The sequence below is a fragment of the Sporosarcina sp. P37 genome (assembly GCF_002109365.1).
Taxonomy (GTDB): Bacteria; Bacillota; Bacilli; order Bacillales_A; family Planococcaceae; genus Sporosarcina.
Genome location: NZ_CP015349.1, coordinates 3,167,732 through 3,183,596 on the forward strand (window position 1 = coordinate 3,167,732; position 15,865 = coordinate 3,183,596).

Here is a 15,865-nt window from a genome sequence, read left to right on the forward strand (position 1 = left end):
TTACTTTTTGGCAGGAACAGACCTTAGCTGATTTAAAACTATGGATTGCTGCTTCAGCCGACGAGGAGGGAGAAGACAATGGCTAAAAAGGCAATGGAAATGACAATCGAAATTGCCGGGAAAGTCGGAAGTTCTCTCGGCGCCTCGTTTAAAAGGGCATCTGGTGAAGTGGACGACCTAAAGAAGAAATCACTGGCTGCGAAGAGGGAGTTATCCCGTTTAGGCCGTGAGTTCTCGAAGGGGAATATTCACCAGTCTCAATACGCCGCTGAAACCAAGAAAGTACGAAGCGAACTCCGCAAGTTGGAAGGCGATATGAGACGCACCAAAGCAGTCAGCACTATGCTTAATAACGGCGTCAATAAAGTTAAGGCTACCGCAAGAATAGCTGCAGTTGGAGCTACAGCAGCTGCTGCAGTGGCTATAGGCAGTTCTGTTAAAACAGCAGCCAGCTATGAAGCCCAGATGTCTAAAGTAGGTGCTGTCTCTGGTGCGACTAAAAAAGAGTTAGCTAAGATGGATGATTTCGCGTTAGAGCTATCCAAGTCATCCATTTTCACAGCTACACAGGCTGGACAAGGGATGGAGTATTTAGCCTTGGCGGGTTGGAAGTCTAAAGAGATCATGGCTGGTATGCCTGGTATGCTCAATCTGGCAGCTGCAGGTAATTTGGATTTAGGTAGAGCGGCTGACATTACATCAGACACCATGTCTGCATTCGGCATGAAAGCAATGGAAGCTGGCCATGCGGCTGACGTGTTTGCCTATGCTCAAGCAAATGCAAACACGAACGTTGAGCAAATGGGCGATATGATGAAGTACGCAGCACCGATTTCCAACCAAATGAAATGGTCACTTGAAGAAACTTCAGCTGCTGCGATGGTAATGGCTGATAGTGGTTTGAAAGGTTCTATCGCTGGCCAGGCATTCGCATCATCAGTTTCCCGCTTATCTAAACCGACTCGTGAAATGAGAAAGAAAATGAAGGAGCTCAATATCGAGTTCTTTGATGCTGATGACAAAATGAAAAGCATGCCTGATGTGATAGCTTCGCTAGAGAAAGGGTTCGATGGCTTATCTGACAAGCAGCGTTCCGCGGCTTTGACTACCCTTTTCGGAGCAGAGGCTTACAAGCATTGGGCTATATTGCTTGAAGGCGGATCCGACAAATTACGAGGGCTGACTAAAGATCTTGAAACTGCAGATGGCGCCGCCGCGAAGATGTCTGCTGAAATGGTGGACAATTATGCTGGTTCCCTAAAGTTGCTCCAAGCTTCAGTAGAAACTGCTCAAATCAAGCTGATGAAACCTATTCTTCCGGTTTTTCAAGATTTGTTTGACGGAATTGGAGGCATGCTGGACGGGAAAACAGGTGAAATTGAATCTGTAGGTGAACGGACAGCTAAAGCACTAGGGGATGTATTCGAACCCTTTTCATTGAAAAAACCCGAAATGCAAGCTGGTGTAAAGTATAGCCATGAAGAGCTCAAGGAATATCAAGAAGAGCTGAAGCGCTATTATGAACGTCAAGAGATATTCGGCGATATGGACTTGGGTGACAAGATTGTCTATTCATTGGAAACTGCAATGGGTAAGGCGGAAGAGTGGTTAGCTGGCAGCGGCGGGGAGATGATGGGTAGGGTATTCACCACGCTTGGTGAGATTGCTGCCAAGTCCTGGTGGAATGCATTTAAAGGCGCAGTGGGCGGCTCCCTTGAAGCAATGGGAGAAGGAAACATCGGCGGAGCGCTTGGTTTAGGTGCTGCTGGATGGATGCTCGGCGGCGGAGCTATGGTGAAAGGTGCTATTGGTGCCGGACGTTGGGCTGTGGAGTCGCGCAGCGTCAAGAAATCGAAGGCAGCCGCAAAAGCGATGCAGGATACTGCTCCTGTTTCATCTGGCAAGACGAAAGAAAAGAAGCAAAAAGGATCAAAGAAAACAAAATCAAAAGCAGTGGCTTCCCAGCCCGTCGTCCAGGAAAGAAAGGCTGCAAAAACCAAGCAAACAGCAAAAGCCGCTCCTGCTCCTAAAAACATTGTGAAGAATACGGGTAAAAGTCTATTGAGCGGCGGAGGCAAATTAGCCGGCAAGATAGCGAAGATAGGGAGCAAAGCTATGCTGCCTCTAGCTTTTGCGAATGAAGCTTTTAATGTCATCAAATCAAAAGACAAAGCTAAAGCGGGCGGAGAAGCGGCGGGTGGCCTTGCGGGAACACTCGGCGGAGGAAAGCTTGGCGCGGCAATCGGCACAGCAGTTGCTCCTGGAATCGGTACGGCTGTCGGCGGGTTGATCGGCGGGATCGGCGGTTATATCGGCGGCAAATGGTTGGGTGGCAAAGCGGTTGATACCGCGCGGGGAGACGGAGGGAAATCTGAAAAAGCGACAGCAGGACCGCCTGCTCCTTCAGCAGGGAATCCGTCAGAGTCAACGTCGTTTGACAGCGCTGCACTTAATGCCGCTGCGAATGAACTGGCTGCCTCGTTAACTGCCAGTACTGCCAGTATGACGGAGTTACAGACAGGGACGAGTGCAGCAGGCCAAAGTATGACTGCATTTGCAAGTCATATTGAACAAGCTGGCGGTACCATGCAGACTTCATTTGCTGCTTTGCAAGAGAGTTCAAATGCCACTGCACATAACATTTCTGCCTTAGCAATGATTCTTGGTGAGGCCAGTGGAATGCTGTATGGCTCCATGTCTTCTTTACAATCAAATGCTGATATGACTGCGCACAGTATGTCATTACTGACGACCTATACAAGCCAAGCAAGCGGTATGATATACGGTTCGTTCGCTTCGCTGCAATCCAATGCAGAATTGACGGCGCATAGCATGTCGCTTCTCGCAACATATACGAGCCGCGCCAGTGGAATGATTTACGGACCCTTCGCTTCACTGCAATCCAATGCAGAAATAACAGCGCACAGCATGTCACTTCTGGCCACTTATACAAGCCAGGCGAGCGGTATGATGTACGGTTCCTTTTCCGGCTTACAGACAAGCACCACGATGACTACGCATAGCATGTCATTGCTGACTTCCTATATAGGACAGGCAGGCGGTATGCTGAACGGGCTGTTTGTTCCTTTGCGGGCTAGTGCCGGTTTGGCATCAAGCAACATGTCTAATCTAGCTGCAAGAATTAGCCAGGCGTCTGGCTGGATTAGTTCTTTATCAGGAATTCCTGCAGCCAGTCAGCGCGTCGTTGCAGCGCTAGGGAACTTGGAAGCAAGAATTAACAGTGTCCCACTGCCAAGCGGTGGAGGGGGCGGGAAAAGAGTGAGCTTTGATGGATAAATATAACGTGACGCAGGGCGAAACTTGGGATCTCATTGCTTTTAAACTGTGGGGAAGTGAATACTTACTTCCTCTTTTATTGGAAGCTAACCCTCTATATCGCGAAGTGGTCATCTTTTCAGGCGGCGAACAGTTAGAGGTACCTGAAATTGACGATGCCATCTATACAGATCGCCCCTCCTGGCTTGGAGAGGAGGATGAGTTATGACAAACGCCAGAAGAACCGAGCTTTCCATCCGATACAACCATAAAACATTGACGGACGAGCTCGGAGACGACTTAATTGATTGGACATATACCGATAATTTGAGCGGCGAGATAGATGACTTGCAGATTGTTGTGCAGGATGCGCTGGTTAAATGGCTGAATGACTGGTTCCCTTCTAAGGGTTCTCTTTTAGAAGTCGTCTTGGTGCGCCGATACTGGTCCAATGAATTAATAAAAACAAAACTCGGGAAGTTCGAGGTCGATGAGCTGGATGGCAGGAGTAACGGTACACGCATGACGATCAAAGCATTAAGTGTGCCGGAATCCACATCAATTCGTGGTCAGTACAAGTCGAAAGCTTGGGAAAAAGCTACACTGAAACAAGTTGCTGGTGATATTGCGAAAGCGAATAAATTAAAACTTCATTGGGAGTCAAAAGACAATCCCAAAAAGGATAGGTATGAGCAGGAGTCCGAAACCGACCTCGCTTTTTTGCATCGTCTCTGTAAAGACGAGGGGCTCTGTCTAAAACTCTCCAATCATTCTATCGTCATCTTAGATGAAGCGGATTATGAAGCAAAACCTATCGTTGACACGATCAGACGGCGCAGCCGGGATACAGACAAGATAGAAGTGGAAGACTGGAGCTTTAAAACCACTTTAAGCGGTCTCTACAAAGACAGCCGCGTCCAGTCACATTCTGCTGGTAAGAAGAAGACAATCAAAGCTACATTCGTTCCTTCGAAAGCACCAAAAGTGGGCCGTACCCTCATCATTAAAGATGAAGTAAAGTCTGTAGCTGAAGCAAATAAGCTGGCAAAAAAACGGCTTCGGGAAGCCAATAAAAATGCAACGACTGTTAATCTGATAGTCTTGAGCAAGATGCATATCGACGCGGGTATGACGTTTAATCTGAGTGACTTTGGGAGTTTGAACGGCAAGTATATCGTTACCAAAGCGACTCACCATAAAGATAAAATGACGCTAGATCTGCGCCGGTGCTTGGAGGGATATTGATGCGCGTTCAGGTAGGTGAAGTAGTAGTGATCGACCCGGCGAATGCAACAGCCAGGGTCAAATTTGAGGAACTCGATGGTAAGGTATCTGCTCCGCTCCGTATGGTGTTTTCCCAAACTTTGAAAACCAAGCATTATTCCATGCCGAGCGTCGGCGAGCACGTCCTTTGTCTATTCACAAAAGAGACGGAAGGGTTTATATTAGGCTCCTTTTATTCAGAAGAAACGGAGCCACCACGCAACGACCCGAGCAAGTATGTGAAAGCATATGAAGATGGGAGCTTGATCGAGTATGACACCGTCAGTCATACACTGTCGCTTGATATAGTAGGTGATATTCACATCCGGAGTGGTGCCGGCAATATCGTTACGGTGAATGGCCAAATGCTGTCCAATACTGGAACTCTGACTCCTAAAGGAAGCGGGTGAGAACATTGGCCATTATCGGCAGTTTCGGAGAAGTCATATTTGAGGTTTCTCCAAAAAAACTCCTATCTTTTCATGATATGGAGCGCAGCAATAAGTCGCGATGGTCTGAGCATGAGATCCATGGCAAGAAACCGAAGCTCGAATTCGAAGGAGCCGGTCTTTCCGATGTCAGTTATAGAGTATTATTGCGTGCGGAAAACGGAGTCAATCCAATCAAAGAAATTGAGAAGCTGAATAAAATGAATGACAGCGGAAAAGCTGCACATTTCATTTTGGGAAGCAAGCCTATTTCCCGTTATAAGTTCATCATCACTGAGATTACCGAAGCGATGAAAAATATTGATCAATCGGGAAATCTTCTGTCTGCTGAAGTTACCGTGAAACTGAAAGAATATGTAGAGGACAAGGTGGAAGTGAAGAAAACTACTTCCAATACGAAAACGAACTCTACTAGCAAGACAAACTCAAAGCAGCTCGAAACGATTACCATCACAGCTAAATCCATACATATCAGAAGTGGACCAGGCGTGAAAAACAAGGTGATTGGCTATGCCTACAAGGGTGATAAGTTGAAAGTTATCAGCACGAAAAATGGTTGGCACTCCCTTGGGGGCGGTAAATATATTTCAGCGAACAAGGCATATTCTTCACTTAAGAAAGGGTGAAGACATGGATTCTTATATTGTAGAACCAATGAAACATATCAAATTCGGAGCGACAGGTGCAGAGGAAGTGCTGCAGAATGTCGCTTTTATTATGGCTACGCCATATATGAGTTGCCCGTTGGACAGAGCATTCGGTTGGAAGATGGAGATTGATTCACCAATCCATCTTGCTAAGGCCCGGATAGCTTCCCAGCTTACAGAAATTATCCATACATTCGAACCGAGAGCTATTGTTACTGAGGTGCTTTTCGACGGCGATGGCATAAAAGGTAAATTGGTACCGAAAGTGAAGGTGAGTATAAATGAGCCGCTTTAATTTGCCTGATCTTTATTTTCTAGAGAAAGCTCCTGAAGTAATTGAGCGAGAGATGCTTATGCATGTGGAGGAGAAAACACAACTGACACTGCAGCGGGCGGATCCCCGCCGTAAATTCCTGCAGGGACTGGCTGCTTATATTTCTATTGAACGCAATAACTTGGAACATAGTCTGCGGCAGAACCGGTTATCTTATGCAGAGGACAACATGCTGAATCATATGGGAGTGGAAATGTCGACTGAGCGGCTGCCTGCAAAGTTTTCCAACACTACCATGGCCTTCAGCCTGGAAGAAGACCGCGTGGATACCCTTTCCATCCCGACCGGGACACGCTTTCTGGTGGGTGAAGATATTTACTTCGAGACAACTGAAGACAGGCTGGTACCTAAAGGGGTACAGCTGTTTACTGTAGGCGCTGTCTGTACGCAGCCAGGTGATATCGGGAATGACTTTCTGCCAGGCGAGATCACTATTCTGGTAGAGCCATTGCCATATGTAAAGCATGTACAGAATACAACCATCTCTGCCGGCGGTGCTGAGGAAGAAGATGACGATGCATACGCTGAAAGGATACGTTTGGCACCAGAGAGCTTTTCGGTTGCAGGCCCTGATGGTGCATATATTTATTGGGCGAAAGCGGCGAGTCAGAACATATCTGACGTCCAAGTTGATTCCTCAGAGCCCGGTATTGTGGATGTCCGATTGCTTATGAAAAACGGACGATTACCGGAACAGGAAGAAATCGAGCTTGTGCAATCTATATTGATGGATCGTAAAGTGCGGCCGCTTACTGATTTTGTTCGAATCAGCGCGCCGACCGTTGTAGCTTATACTTCAGAAGTAGAATATTGGATTGCAGATTCCAATGCTTCAGTATCCTCCATTATCGAACAACAGGTAGAGCAGGCGTATGAAGACTACTTGATTTGGCAGCGATCGAAAATGGGCAGAGACGTAGATTTCTCTGAACTCATTGCGCGCTTGAAGCAAGCAGGGGCTTCTCGTGTCTCTGTCAACACACCGATGTTTATAGAAGTTGACAAGCTAAGTGTTGCTAAAGAAACGTCAGCTGCTATAAATTTCAGAGGTCTTGCTGATGGTTAAGGTCCAAGAAAATGTTCTTTTAAAACTGCTGCCGTATAGCCTTAGACAAGATCCAGTGTTGGTTGCAATGGCCGAAGCCGCAGAGAATCAGTTGAAAATGGCATACCGAGAAGCTGAAGCGATTTTTAATCTGGTGGATATTGATCAAGTGCCGGAACAGCTGCTGGACTTGCTTGCTTATGAAAAGCACGTGGACCTCTATGATTCCAAATGGCCAAATCAAATAAAAAAATCAGTTATTAAAACGTCTATTAGTCATCATAGAAAAAAGGGAACGCCAAGTGCTGTAGATACCTCTGTTAAGAAAATCTTCGGTGATGGGATAGTGGATGAATGGTTTAACTATGGTGGAAAACCATATCATTTTCGTGTTATTACTGAACAATCATTAGCTGCAGATATAAACATAAAAAATCTGACGTCTATCATCCATGAATCGAAGAATACTAGGTCTTGGCTGGAAGACATCACAGTGAGACGCAAAATGGATTTAGGATTGAATATAGGCGGCGCGGTGTCGGGCTACCAGATCACCAACATCCAGCCGCCGAAATTCGAGCTGCCGGACCTGCAGACGAGTATCCACTATGGCGCATTAGTCGCAAAATACGATAAGACAAAAATTGAAATGCCTCCCTTTACAATTGCTGAAGCACAGCTCAGTAAGACGTATGGCGGGGCATTTTCCTATTGGCAGCAAACGAAAATATATCCTAAAGGAGTGAGTAGATTTGGCGAATTATGAAGGCATGATTTTGACCAAGAAAGGTCGTGACCTGCAAGCGAAAGCAGAAGCGGGAACGAAGCTTGTTTTCACACGCGTCAAGATTGGCGATGGTCAGGGCAGCGGCACGTATGATGAGCTGAACGATTTGGTTCGTCCGAAGAAGGACCTCAGCATTAACAGCATCAAAGCGGAGGGTGACGGGCTCTGTCGAATTCGTACGCATATCACAAATATTGGTTTGGAACAGGGCTTGTTTGTGTATGAAATTGGTCTGTTCGCACAAGATCCGAATGTAGGTGAGATTCTATATGGCGTGACAACGGCCACTACACCGGACTACCTCCCACCAGCCGGCGGCACGACACTCGTCAATCATCAGTTTGACTTGGTCATCATTATCGGCAACGCAATGGAGATCCACGCTAACATCGAAACGGACGGCTATGTCAGCAAGGCGGATTTCGATGAATGGACGCGCAAAATAGAACGCCTTATCATTCAGTCAGAAATTGATGGGCGGGTGCCGGAGTCAAATAAGGGGACATTCTTTGATAAATTTGACGGTGAACCTTCCCGCTTAACTTTCTTGAATGATTCTGCTGATTTAACAGAGGATGTGGTGGCTGGCACGTTAACTCTTCCGATCGTCATGACAAAAGGTACATTTAAGCCTCAAACTGAGGTGATCATCATGGATGATCAGAATCAAGAGACGTTGATGGTGACGGCTGTTGGCGATGGACAGATTACGGTTGAGCAGTTGGTTCATGCTTTTAAGAAAGGCGCAACGATTGCACGAAGTACGGCGGTAGTCGATAAGGAAAATCAAGCGATTAAGTTTCCGTGCTGGGGAACTTATTCTGTTGGGGGGGTGAACTGATTTGACATGGGAAGTTGTAAAATCTAAAAGCTATTTCTTAGATGGGTTTACAGGTCACAGTTTTTATTATAAGAGACCGACAAAATCGAATTACTATTATTGGACTTTTGAAACCTATCCAAACACCGATCTTTCAACAATAGACACAGATAAATACTTTTACAGAGCACGTATTTTGAGTGAATCGGGAGAAGAGTTATTTTCTTACGAAATGAAAGACGAGGACCATAAGAGTGGGTTTAGTGTAAATACTAGCACCATCGGTAAAAGTTACCGTACATTTACTTTTGAAAGGAAATCGAAAAATACCAATCCCGAAATCAATATTTCGACGGACAATAGTATTACACTTTATGAAAAGGAAATTTTAATAGCCGAAGGCACAACTAAGGATACTGACGTTGGTGATGTAATAACAGTAAAATATCAAATAAACAGCGGCTCAGTTCGAAACCTACATTCTGCAATTTCAGACGGCAGCTCACCAATTTCTTTTTCGAAGGAACTGACCTACTCGGAGGGTATCCTTAAAGACGGCAAAACAGCTCTGACAAGCTTACTAAGCAAAGATCAACCGCATACTATTTCTTTTTGGGCGGAGGACGGCAACGGTGGCAAATCGGAAGTCATCACCCGCACATTTTATGTTGTACCGAATAGACCCCCGACTTTAAAGGTTGATCCAATTGCAGCTAAGTCAAAGCTAATCAACAGCGACGTCATCAACGTCAACGGCTCCGTCGAGGATTTGGACAACAATGACATAGTCGTCACCATGCAGGTCAATGATCAGGAGCCGGTTGAGGTCTATACGGGCAAGTCGGGAGCATGGGCGTTTAACATCGCGCTGAAGGACTTGAGGATAGGTGCTAACACGATCACTATTAAGGCGACTGATACCTATGATGCCTTTACCTCCAAGGTGCTAACCATCCGTAAAACGCACGATGCAGTGCCGATCAATGAGGCGGTTGGTCTGTATAAAATCAATCCACCAACCGAATCTTCGCAGAAGATACTCCTATGGATCGAACGGCAACTGGGCGACCTGGCCGTTACTGCAGAAATCTCCATGACTAACGATGGTGAGCCGGAAAACTTTGTCACTCTTCCGCGAACCAACACAGCGCCTAAAGAAGGCCTGCAGGAGGATGAGTTTGCCTATCAGGATGCTGCACAGAAAACAGATATCATCTTGAAAATCATCTACAACCGTACTGATTCCGCAGCAGTCGCGACCATCAAAAAGATTTCGGGGGTGCTTAGCTGATGAGACGACGTAAACGATTGCCTGACGGCACGCTTGGACCATTGGAAGATGTGTTTGGCGAGGAAACGCCCGAAGAAAAAATGGCACGCTTGGAGAGAGAGAATGCTTTCCTCTCTTTTTCTTTGGTTGAAAAAGACATGCAAATTGAGAATATCCAGGAGCAGCAGGCGGGTCTTGTGTTCCAATTAATCGAAAAGGGAGTGCTGTAAATGTTTGAGGATTACTATTTCAATGTGGCAAAGTCATATTACCCGCGTTTTTATACGAAGGATATGGTGAAAGTCTTTGTTGAATCCGGCAAGATTACGGAAGCTCAGTATAAGGAGATTACTGGCGATAAGTTTGTAGCTGATAAGAAATAAAGGGCTTCTTTCCTCTTCTGTCGAACTGTGTAATGAAAGGGGGAGATGTCTTTGATGGATGATTTGGAATTACGCAGCAGGATTCTAGATAGAATCAATGCAGAATTGCTTGACAGTGAAGTGCAAAAGAAGGCAATTTATAAAGAAGTTAGACATGAAAGTACGCTAGTGGCGACATTAAGACTTCACTTGTATGCCGAAAAAGAATTAAATGAGATATTACCTGTAATGGTTTTGCATTCGGAGAGTATTGTAAATCAGGTTTTTAAAAGAAAATTGAGCTTGCTGTATAGTTTAGGAGTTATGGATAAGCATTTATTTGATGCTATATCAAAATTAAATGATGTTAGAAATAACTTTGCTCATAAATTGGAATACGAAAGCAGCAGTGATTATTACCAGGACTTAAAGTCAGGGCTAAGCGGATGGGTGTTAGAGAATCACAAAGCCGATGTAAAAATGATTGAACTATCGAATGGTGAATTAGATGATGATACTAAGTTTAGAATCGCGATCGCAGGAATTTGGATTCAATTAAGGATATTCGCAACTAGTATTATGTTAAAAAAATTCGAATATGCAAAGCGACTTGAAAGAGAGATAAAAGAAGAGCTTGATAAAGAATCGACATCTACTGATGAGGAGTAACTCTGCGCAATGCTTTTAGTCGCATTCGGTCGCTAATGCGCAACAATAAGCAGGTTATATGCCCTCTCTGTCGAATAGAACAGTAACAGGGAGGGATTATGTTTTGTCTGATGCATTTTGGGCAGTTATAGGCGCTGCCATCGGCGGGTTGATTACACTGGCAGCAACATTTTTTAATTCTTGGCAGAGCAGGCGGACAGCCAAAATAGAATTTAATCGAAAGAATTTCGAAGAGATCTACACGATGGCATTAAGAATATTTGATTTGCTTGAAAATGGCCTTGAGGGAAGACGGCCAGCATTTCCTCCTGTGTACTCCGTCTCTGCCAGGAATGAAGCGGCAGAAAATAGTGCACTGTACCGCAAGCAATTTGAAGAAAGCAAATTCAGGTTGGAGATGTTAGTTAATTTCTATAGTGATAATCTGGTTGTAGCGACAACTAAGTATTTACGTGAATGTGAAAATTATTTTGAGAAAAAAGTCGAAATACGTACTTCCGAAGAGTTGGAAGTCGTCAAAAAAAAGTTTGATGAGCTTAAAAAGCAAAAAGAATATTACTTCAAAGCGATATACGCAGAAGCTAGAAAGAATTACTAGGGGATTCTATTAATTACTATAGAAAGGAGGAATAGGTGTGGATTACTTTTTAATAAAGTGGAATAATGAAAAGTCTATTGTGCAGGCTAATAATGGATTGGAAGCAGTCCGCAGGTGGTTCGAAGAGGGTGTCGAACAAAGAGCCAAAGAGGGTCAATTGATTAAGTTCAATCCTCGCGAATTTTCAGTTGAGAATATTGGTAGTGAAGTTATGGTAGCTAGAAAACGATGAATCTATTAAAGGGCGATTATAGTATCCTTTTTTAAACAGAACATTCTTTCTCTTTTGTTGTGGTGTACAGTATGTTATGTTAAGTTGGAAGCAGGTAGACCGGACTGATCATCTGGTCGCTAACGCACCCAGGAGTGCGTGCCTGCTTCTTTTCTATTGCAGGCAGACTCCTAAAGCGAAATACATCCTTCCTGGAGGAGAATAGAATATGAATACGTACACAGCTGGTGAAATGTTGATTTCGGAACTGGTCGGTTTTGTGTCGGAATTGGTACCAATTGATGTGGAGAAGACAAAGAGTAAACTATCTGCTCTGATTTCCAAGTACCACGTCAAAAGGGTAGAAAGCGATGAGGTGCATCCAGATCTACATGAGAAGATTTCTTTGTTTCTGTCTTCGAAAAAGCTAGACGGCTTGAGTCCAATCACACTGGACAGCTATGGACTAGATTTAAAGATTTTCGCCGATAAAGTGAAGAAGCGCACCGAAGATATCAGCGCTGCTGACATTCGAGTGTTCCTGGCGCAATTTGAGCATTTGAAAATGAGCTCGGTCAGTAAAAAGTTATCTGTACTCAAATCATTCTTCGGCTGGCTGACCGCGGAAGAAATATTACTTCGCGATCCGACAGCCAAGCTGAAGCCGCCTAAGAAAGAAAAGCGGGTGCCAAAGGCGCTCTCTATAGAAGAACTTGAAATGATGCGTGAAGCATGCGTAACGGATCGACAGCGAGCATTTTTAGAAGTGCTATACGCTACCGGCTGCCGCCTAACAGAAATTCACGATCTGAATAAATCGGATATTAACTATCAGTCTATGAGCAGTTCAGTCATAGGTAAAGGCAATAAAGAACGTGAGGTGTATTTAAGCTTCAAAGCCATGTATCACCTTCGCAAGTATTTGATGGGTCGTACCGACAGTGAAGAGGCCTTGATGGTGACCGAAAGGAAACCGCACAGGCGATTGTCAAAGCGTGCCATCCAGCGGGAAATAGGGCTGATTGCGAAGTTGGCCGGCCTAGAGAAAAAGGTGAGTCCGCATACACTGCGGCACACCTTCGCTACGCTGACACTTAACAACGGAGCAGATATCGTGGCCGTGCAGCATTTACTCGGTCATAGTGACCCAAGCACAACGCAAGGCTACGCTGTTTTATCTGATGAACGTAAAAGGGAGCAGCATAAAAAGTTTTTGGTTCAATAAATTTATGGAAACGTCCTTCACCGGGCGTTTTTTATTTTGGAGAAAAAGGGTGTGGGGTGAGCGATGACGCAGACAGAGGAGGAGCAAACTATGCTCAAAGAACATGATGATTTAATACATCAAGACATATTACCCCGGTTGGCCGAGGTGGAGAAAGCACAGCTTGATTACAACCGTCAAGTCACAGAAATAAAATCTTCCCAAACTAATATGGAGCTGACTGTTATGAAAGATGGTCAAGAAACGAGAAATATTTTGAATAAATTCGTAGATCACTATTTCGAAACCGACCGAGCTAAACTAAAGACGGAACGTGATGTCATCAAGGTAGATGAAAAAATCACACTTAAGCGTTTGAGTACTCGGGAGAAAATTGTGATTGGTATTGTAGGTGGATTGGCAGGTTCAGGTGGTCTGGTGGGCGGCATCACCGCCGTTATTCAGATGATAAAATGATAGGAGGAAATGTGATGAAGGTGAATTGGAAAGTACGAGCAAAAAATAAGTTCTTCTGGCTGGCCCTGGTGCCGGCTTTTTTGTTGGTCTTACAGATTGTTACCGGATGGTTCGGTTATGAACTGGCTGCAGACCTGATTGGGGAAGAAGCGACTAACTTTATTAATGCAGTATTTGGTCTGTTAGTGATTCTAGGTATTGTAGTGGACCATACAACTGACGGCGTCGACGACAGCGACCAGGCAATGAATTACGATAAGCCGCGGAAGAAAGGGGATAAATAATGTCATACATCAAGCCGACAAACGGCTATATTACTTCCTTTTTCGCACCTGCACGTAAGCACCCAAAAGAGGGCGTAGTAAAGGCTCACCAAGGCGTGGACATCGGCAGCGCTGACGATAACCGTGTATGGGCTGCAGCGTCCGGCAGGGTTGCGCAAGTCGGTTATTCCGACACTGCAGGTAACTTTGTACTGATCAGGCATTCTAACGGTGACACGACCAGCTACAGCCACCTGGCAAGTACGAGTGTTAAATATCTGCAAACAGTTGAACAGGGGCAGGTAATCGGTAAGAAAGGGCGAACAGGCAGCGCTACTGGCGTGCATCTGCATTTCGAGATTGTCAGAGGCAAATACACAGATGATTTCACGAAAAAGCGAGACCCGCTTTTATACTTTAAAGATCCGCTTACTGAGGAACAACAGGGACTTTTAGTTAAGCTGGGCTATAAATTAGACGTGGACGGTTATTATGGCCAAGAAATGAAAGCCGCTGTTACTCAGTACCAAAAAGACCGCGGCCTGACTGCTGATGGCTATGCTGGACACGCGACGCACGCGGCGCTTAAAGCTGATGTTGCAAAGCAGGTAGCATCTGACTCAAAGCCGGCGTCTGCTACGTCTACTCTTACACTGACGTTTACAAGTGGCACATCTCGAAGACTGGTGGAAACCTTTATCGGTAGTCGCGCTCAGCAAGAAATTGCAATTAAAATGGCCATAGATCAAGGCTACAGTGAAGATTGGAAGACACGAGATAAAGAGGATGGCGACCTTGTCGGTCTGATCATTGCAGCTGCAGTTGAGCTGTACAAATCATTGTAAAGATAGGAGCTGATCAAGTGGTTAAAATAGCACTAGATGCAGGGCACGGACTGTATACGCCAGGCAAGCGCTCGCCAGACGATGAGCGTGAGTGGTCATTTAACAGTAAGGTGCTGATAGCCTGCCAGGCAGAACTACAGAAGTATGAAGGCGTGGAGATTCTTCGGCTTGACGATCCAACAGGCAAAACTGACGTGCCGCTAAGGACGCGGACGAACAAGGCAAACAATTGGAAAGCTGACGCGCTTGTCTCTATCCACCATAACGCCAATACGGCGAAGTGGGGAAGCTGGGGAGGCGTTGAGACGTATGTTTATCCGGGTGCCAGCAAAGCGTCCAAGCAGTTGGCTGCTAATATTAATCCGCGTATTGTAAGGGCAATGGAGCTGCGTGATCGTGGAGTAAAAAGCTTGAATCTACACATGGTCCGTGAATCCAATATGCCGGCAATTTTGACGGAGGGCGGTTTTATGGACAGCACTACTGATATCGATGCACTGCGTGATGACAGTAAGCTTCGAGCGCAAGGTGCAGCCATCGCTCAAGGTTTGGTATCACATTTTGGTTTGAAATTAAAAGCAGGAAAGGAAGTGGCTGCAGTGAGTAAACCTAAGCAACCGACAAACACACCGAGCCCGTCACATAAGACAGGTTGGGATTGGGCGAAGGAAAAAGGGTACATGAACGGTGAACGTCCTAAAGAAAATATGACACGGGAGCAGTTCGCCAGTGTTATAATGAAGGTCGTTACTGACTTAAGAAAGTAATTTTGACAAGCGTTCAAACTATACTTCATTAAAATAAAATTCGATACACACGACAATATTGGTTCCGGTCCAATTTCATTGCCTGCTGAAGAAATGCATACATCAGGAACGTGGCTGACGTTTGATGTGCCGGATGACTGGGAAAAGTCTGAACTGACCGATGCGATGACTGCTGCCGCGTATGCGATCCAGTCTTTAGTGCCGCTGTTTATTAAATGTGACCGTACTGACATTCACGTTGTCCCGCAAGTGAAGGCAATTCATATGGAGCGGCCGACATTCTTTATTTATGACAGCTACCCGGGAGGCATAGGATTAAGTGAGAATATATATCCGCGGTGGAGGGAGCTGCTGACGCTTGCTGCAGATCATGTGGCGGAATGCCTTTGTGAACATGGCTGTCCGGTTTGTATTGGGGCGCAGGAAGCAGGGCAGAAAGATAATAAACATCGGGCGCATAGCTTGCTGGCGGAGTTGGCGAAGTGATATGGGAGAGTTGGAGCTTTTGGCTTCGGCTCTCTTTTATTTTTTCTAAATGAGGGTAATAGGACAGAGAAAGACAAGATAAAGGAGGAGAT

At 45.4% G+C, this 15,865-nt stretch carries 21 protein-coding genes; all 21 read left to right on the forward strand.

Going from position 1 to position 15,865, the window contains the following annotated elements:
- Positions 1-78 precede the first annotated feature (78 nt).
- The 21 genes from SporoP37_RS15855 to SporoP37_RS15955 all read left to right on the forward strand — a co-directional run bounded on the left by SporoP37_RS15855 (position 79) and on the right by SporoP37_RS15955 (position 15,773).
- On the forward strand, positions 79-3,297 hold the full coding sequence (locus tag SporoP37_RS15855; protein ID WP_085431472.1) for a phage tail tape measure protein: 3,219 nt from the start codon (positions 79-81) through the stop codon (positions 3,295-3,297).
- On the forward strand, positions 3,290-3,505 hold the full coding sequence (locus SporoP37_RS15860) for a tail protein X (protein ID WP_085431474.1): 216 nt from the start codon (positions 3,290-3,292) through the stop codon (positions 3,503-3,505). Before SporoP37_RS15855 ends, SporoP37_RS15860 begins: the two co-directional genes overlap by 8 nt.
- Complete coding sequence (locus tag SporoP37_RS15865; RefSeq protein ID WP_085431476.1) at positions 3,502-4,521, forward strand: phage late control D family protein; 1,020 nt, start codon at positions 3,502-3,504, stop codon at positions 4,519-4,521. The genes SporoP37_RS15860 and SporoP37_RS15865 overlap by 4 nt, the downstream gene beginning before the upstream one ends.
- Positions 4,521-4,949, forward strand: coding sequence for a phage baseplate assembly protein V (locus tag SporoP37_RS15870; RefSeq protein ID WP_085431478.1), 429 nt, complete (start codon positions 4,521-4,523; stop codon positions 4,947-4,949). The genes SporoP37_RS15865 and SporoP37_RS15870 overlap by 1 nt, the downstream gene beginning before the upstream one ends.
- Positions 4,946-5,614: a phage tail protein gene (locus SporoP37_RS15875; RefSeq protein ID WP_085431479.1), complete on the forward strand. Its 669-nt coding sequence runs from the start codon at positions 4,946-4,948 to the stop codon at positions 5,612-5,614. The genes SporoP37_RS15870 and SporoP37_RS15875 overlap by 4 nt, the downstream gene beginning before the upstream one ends.
- A gap of 28 nt (positions 5,615-5,642) precedes the next feature.
- Complete coding sequence (locus SporoP37_RS15880; RefSeq protein WP_157118661.1) at positions 5,643-5,930, forward strand: hypothetical protein; 288 nt, start codon at positions 5,643-5,645, stop codon at positions 5,928-5,930.
- On the forward strand, positions 5,917-7,035 hold the full coding sequence (locus SporoP37_RS15885) for a baseplate assembly protein (RefSeq protein WP_085431483.1): 1,119 nt from the start codon (positions 5,917-5,919) through the stop codon (positions 7,033-7,035). The genes SporoP37_RS15880 and SporoP37_RS15885 overlap by 14 nt, the downstream gene beginning before the upstream one ends.
- Positions 7,028-7,780 carry a phage tail protein I gene (locus SporoP37_RS15890; RefSeq protein WP_085431484.1) on the forward strand — a complete coding sequence of 251 codons (753 nt, stop codon included), beginning with the start codon at positions 7,028-7,030 and terminating at the stop codon, positions 7,778-7,780. Before SporoP37_RS15885 ends, SporoP37_RS15890 begins: the two co-directional genes overlap by 8 nt.
- A 10-nt stretch (positions 7,781-7,790) precedes the next feature.
- Positions 7,791-8,642: a hypothetical protein gene (locus SporoP37_RS15895; protein WP_157118662.1), complete on the forward strand. Its 852-nt coding sequence runs from the start codon at positions 7,791-7,793 to the stop codon at positions 8,640-8,642.
- A 1-nt stretch (position 8,643) separates the two neighbouring features.
- Positions 8,644-9,912, forward strand: coding sequence for a hypothetical protein (locus SporoP37_RS15900; RefSeq protein WP_085431487.1), 1,269 nt, complete (start codon positions 8,644-8,646; stop codon positions 9,910-9,912).
- A complete protein-coding gene (locus tag SporoP37_RS15905; protein WP_085431489.1) occupies positions 9,912-10,121 on the forward strand; it encodes a hypothetical protein in 210 nt (69 codons plus the stop codon). The genes SporoP37_RS15900 and SporoP37_RS15905 overlap by 1 nt, the downstream gene beginning before the upstream one ends.
- The gene (locus tag SporoP37_RS15910) at positions 10,122-10,274 is read left to right on the forward strand and encodes an XkdX family protein (protein WP_085431491.1); all 153 of its coding nucleotides are present in this window, start codon (positions 10,122-10,124) and stop codon (positions 10,272-10,274) included. It begins immediately after the preceding gene.
- 54 nt (positions 10,275-10,328) lie between these two features.
- A complete protein-coding gene (locus SporoP37_RS15915; RefSeq protein WP_143565443.1) occupies positions 10,329-10,922 on the forward strand; it encodes a hypothetical protein in 594 nt (197 codons plus the stop codon).
- A 103-nt stretch (positions 10,923-11,025) separates the two neighbouring features.
- The gene (locus tag SporoP37_RS15920) at positions 11,026-11,520 is read left to right on the forward strand and encodes a hypothetical protein (RefSeq protein WP_085431495.1); all 495 of its coding nucleotides are present in this window, start codon (positions 11,026-11,028) and stop codon (positions 11,518-11,520) included.
- A gap of 37 nt (positions 11,521-11,557) precedes the next feature.
- Positions 11,558-11,752, forward strand: coding sequence for a hypothetical protein (locus tag SporoP37_RS15925; protein ID WP_085431496.1), 195 nt, complete (start codon positions 11,558-11,560; stop codon positions 11,750-11,752).
- 208 nt (positions 11,753-11,960) lie between these two features.
- Positions 11,961-12,956 carry a tyrosine-type recombinase/integrase gene (locus tag SporoP37_RS15930; protein WP_085431498.1) on the forward strand — a complete coding sequence of 332 codons (996 nt, stop codon included), beginning with the start codon at positions 11,961-11,963 and terminating at the stop codon, positions 12,954-12,956.
- A 90-nt stretch (positions 12,957-13,046) separates the two neighbouring features.
- Entirely contained in the window at positions 13,047-13,412 is a 366-nt protein-coding gene (locus tag SporoP37_RS15935; RefSeq protein WP_085431500.1) for a hypothetical protein, read from the forward strand.
- A 14-nt stretch (positions 13,413-13,426) separates the two neighbouring features.
- Complete coding sequence (locus SporoP37_RS15940) at positions 13,427-13,696, forward strand: phage holin (protein WP_085431502.1); 270 nt, start codon at positions 13,427-13,429, stop codon at positions 13,694-13,696.
- Positions 13,696-14,520: a peptidoglycan DD-metalloendopeptidase family protein gene (locus SporoP37_RS15945; RefSeq protein WP_085431504.1), complete on the forward strand. Its 825-nt coding sequence runs from the start codon at positions 13,696-13,698 to the stop codon at positions 14,518-14,520. Before SporoP37_RS15940 ends, SporoP37_RS15945 begins: the two co-directional genes overlap by 1 nt.
- A gap of 17 nt (positions 14,521-14,537) precedes the next feature.
- Positions 14,538-15,287, forward strand: a complete 750-nt coding sequence (locus SporoP37_RS15950) for an N-acetylmuramoyl-L-alanine amidase family protein (protein ID WP_085431506.1) — start codon at positions 14,538-14,540, stop codon at positions 15,285-15,287.
- Positions 15,288-15,380: 93 nt separating this feature from the next.
- Positions 15,381-15,773, forward strand: coding sequence for a Zn-binding domain-containing protein (locus SporoP37_RS15955; RefSeq protein WP_085431844.1), 393 nt, complete (start codon positions 15,381-15,383; stop codon positions 15,771-15,773).
- Positions 15,774-15,865 lie beyond the last annotated feature (92 nt).

Coding starts and splice junctions, on each gene's coding strand:
- SporoP37_RS15855 (WP_085431472.1), top strand. CDS start 79: ATGGCTAAAAAGGCAATGGAAATGACAATCGAAATTGCCGGGAAAGTC.
- SporoP37_RS15860 (WP_085431474.1), top strand. CDS start 3,290: ATGGATAAATATAACGTGACGCAGGGCGAAACTTGGGATCTCATTGCT.
- SporoP37_RS15865 (WP_085431476.1), top strand. CDS start 3,502: ATGACAAACGCCAGAAGAACCGAGCTTTCCATCCGATACAACCATAAA.
- SporoP37_RS15870 (WP_085431478.1), top strand. CDS start 4,521: ATGCGCGTTCAGGTAGGTGAAGTAGTAGTGATCGACCCGGCGAATGCA.
- SporoP37_RS15880 (WP_157118661.1), top strand. CDS start 5,643: ATGAAACATATCAAATTCGGAGCGACAGGTGCAGAGGAAGTGCTGCAG.
- SporoP37_RS15885 (WP_085431483.1), top strand. CDS start 5,917: ATGAGCCGCTTTAATTTGCCTGATCTTTATTTTCTAGAGAAAGCTCCT.
- SporoP37_RS15890 (WP_085431484.1), top strand. CDS start 7,028: ATGGTTAAGGTCCAAGAAAATGTTCTTTTAAAACTGCTGCCGTATAGC.
- SporoP37_RS15905 (WP_085431489.1), top strand. CDS start 9,912: ATGAGACGACGTAAACGATTGCCTGACGGCACGCTTGGACCATTGGAA.
- SporoP37_RS15910 (WP_085431491.1), top strand. CDS start 10,122: ATGTTTGAGGATTACTATTTCAATGTGGCAAAGTCATATTACCCGCGT.
- SporoP37_RS15915 (WP_143565443.1), top strand. CDS start 10,329: ATGGATGATTTGGAATTACGCAGCAGGATTCTAGATAGAATCAATGCA.
- SporoP37_RS15930 (WP_085431498.1), top strand. CDS start 11,961: ATGAATACGTACACAGCTGGTGAAATGTTGATTTCGGAACTGGTCGGT.
- SporoP37_RS15935 (WP_085431500.1), top strand. CDS start 13,047: ATGCTCAAAGAACATGATGATTTAATACATCAAGACATATTACCCCGG.
- SporoP37_RS15940 (WP_085431502.1), top strand. CDS start 13,427: ATGAAGGTGAATTGGAAAGTACGAGCAAAAAATAAGTTCTTCTGGCTG.
- SporoP37_RS15945 (WP_085431504.1), top strand. CDS start 13,696: ATGTCATACATCAAGCCGACAAACGGCTATATTACTTCCTTTTTCGCA.
- SporoP37_RS15955 (WP_085431844.1), top strand. CDS start 15,381: ATGCATACATCAGGAACGTGGCTGACGTTTGATGTGCCGGATGACTGG.